This is a genomic window from Tetzosporium hominis (assembly GCF_002265435.1).
GTDB classification, from domain to species: domain Bacteria; phylum Bacillota; class Bacilli; order Bacillales_A; family Planococcaceae; genus Chryseomicrobium; species Chryseomicrobium hominis.
This window is the reverse complement of the sequence record NZ_NOKQ01000085.1, coordinates 1-247: the sequence shown is the minus strand read 5'-3', so window position 1 is coordinate 247 and position 247 is coordinate 1. Positions and strand designations below refer to the sequence as shown.

Here is a 247-nt window from a genome sequence, read left to right as displayed (position 1 = left end):
TATTGTTTCGGCAGTGCGAACACCTTTAGGTTCCTTTGGCGGGAGCTTGAAGAATGTTTCTGCTGTTGATTTGGGATCTTTGGTAATTAAGAGTGCTTTGGAAAAAGCGAATATTAAACCAGAGCAGGTAGATGAAGTGATTATGGGGAATGTCCTAGGCGCAGGTTTAGGTCAAAACGTAGCTCGTCAAATGAGCATTCACGCAGGACTCCCTGAATTTACACCAGCCTTTACTATCAACAAGGTT

The 247-nt window shown here is 43.3% G+C and carries 1 protein-coding gene; it reads left to right on the top strand.

The genetic code is table 11. From position 1 onward, the window contains the following. Window position 1 precedes the first annotated feature (1 nt). The coding region (locus CF394_RS00290; protein WP_500691217.1) for a thiolase family protein at window positions 2-247 on the top strand (246 nt) is incomplete at its 3' end.